Origin of the sequence: Bradyrhizobium sp. (assembly GCF_049691595.1) — a bacterium.
Classification (GTDB): domain Bacteria; phylum Pseudomonadota; class Alphaproteobacteria; order Rhizobiales; family Xanthobacteraceae; genus Bradyrhizobium.
The window spans coordinates 1-1,702 of record NZ_JBAVNZ010000638.1 but is presented as its reverse complement, the minus strand read 5'-3'; the positions used below and the strand labels follow the sequence as shown (position 1 = coordinate 1,702).

The window sequence follows — 1,702 nt, the reverse complement described above, 5'->3', positions numbered from 1 at the left end:
GGTGAAAAACTGCCTTCCACACAACTACTTAAGCGTCCTTATGTTTTTGCTCCGGTGGTTTTTCCGGTGGCTTTTGTCACGCTCTTCGTGTGCAACTTCCCAATAGCTTTTCCTCGACTTGACCACTTCCATAGCGAACAGCATTATCTAGACGTGCCTGTAGAGAACAACTTATTGTTTTAGTTAGCATTTTCTGTCCTAGTCGACATGTGCAGACTGGATTGGGGTTGGTATGCCTGCCGAACAACTGGCCTTTGATTTCAACCCGCCGTTAGAGCCGGTCCCGGAATTCTGCACAGATCGATAAGTGGAGTTTCTGCCTGACAGCGGGCACGCTGAGCCTGCGAATCAGGAGAGACCATGAACAGACGACCGCGCCGGAACCACACACCGGCCTTCAAGGCGAAGGTAGCGCTTGCCGCCGTCAAGGGTGACCGGACGATAGCCCAACTGGCCGAGCATTTCGACGTCCACCCCAATCAGATCACGGCATGGAAGGCCCAATTGGAGGGAGGCGCTTCCGGAGTTTTTGGGTCGGGGAGCATGGCACCCGCCGCTCCCGCCATCGACGTGAAGTCGCTGCACGCCAAGATCGGGGAGTTGACGCTGGAGAACGATTTTTTAGAAGGAGCGCTCACCAAGGCGGGATTGCTGAGCGCAAAACGATGATCGACCGCAAGCACGATCTGTCGATTACGAAGCAGGCGGAGGTTTTGCAGATCAGTCGCGGCAGCGTTTATTACCTGCCGCGCCCGGTGCCGGACGCCGATCTCGCGATCATGCGGCGTCTCGACCGGCTGCATCTGGAGTATCCCTTCGCCGGTTCGCGTATGTTGCGCGGCCTGCTGGCTTTGCAGGGGTGCAAGATCGGCCGCCGGCATGTGAAGACGCTAATGCGGCGGATGGGGATAGAAGCACTCTATCGCCGTCCGCGCACCACCAAGCCCGAGCCCGGCCACAAGATCTATCCGTATCTGCTGCGCGGCATGGAGATCACACGGCCGAACCAGGTCTGGGCGATGGACATCACCTATATCCCGATGGCGCGCGGCTTCGTCTACCTCGCCGTCGTGCTCGATTGGGCAACACGCCGGGTTTTGTCCTGGCGGTTGTCGATCACGATGGAAGCCGCCTTCTGCGTTGAGACGCTGGAGGATGCCCTGGCTCGTCACGGCAAGCCGGAAATCTTCAACACGGACCAGGGCTCGCAGTTCACCGGTGCGGCCTTCACCGGCCTGCTCGCCAGCAACGGCATCGCCATCAGCATGGACGGCAAGGGCGCCTGGCGCGACAACGTGTTCGTCGAGCGGCTGTGGCGCAGCGTTAAATACGAGGAGGTGTACCTGCGAGCTTACGAAACCGTCGGCGAGGCCCGCGCCTCGATCGGCCAATATCTCGACTTCTACAATCGCCGTCGCCCACATTCGAGCCTTGACGACCGTACCCCGGATCAAGCCTACTTCGATCTTCCTCCGCTCCGCGCGGCGGCATAACCCCGGCAGAGGCTCCACTTATCGACGCGGAATTTTTGTTCAGACAACCGGGACCAGCTCAGTCGTCTTCCCCCTGTGAATGATGTGGTCTGGCAGAACCTGTATCTGTCAGACACAATCAAGGCTCGCGGCTTCCGAGCGCTTCGAGGCGGATGGCTTTGAGATCGCCCCTCGCTTTTAGCGCAAATGCTAACCCCGCGCCCTGCCGC

General features: G+C 59.2%; 2 protein-coding genes. Both read left to right on the top strand.

Translation table 11 applies throughout. From position 1 onward, the window contains the following. Nucleotides 1-183: hypothetical protein (locus WCE35_RS25580; RefSeq protein WP_424596092.1), on the top strand; the 183-nt coding region annotated here is incomplete at its 5' end. Between the two features lie 177 nt (nucleotides 184-360). Then, nucleotides 361-1,493, top strand: a protein-coding gene (locus WCE35_RS25575; RefSeq protein WP_424596091.1) for an IS3 family transposase whose coding sequence is annotated in 2 segments (ribosomal slippage) — nucleotides 361-616 and nucleotides 616-1,493 — 1,134 coding nt in all. Because the reading frame shifts where the segments join, the coding sequence is not laid out codon by codon here. Nucleotides 1,494-1,702: the final 209 nt, after the last annotated feature.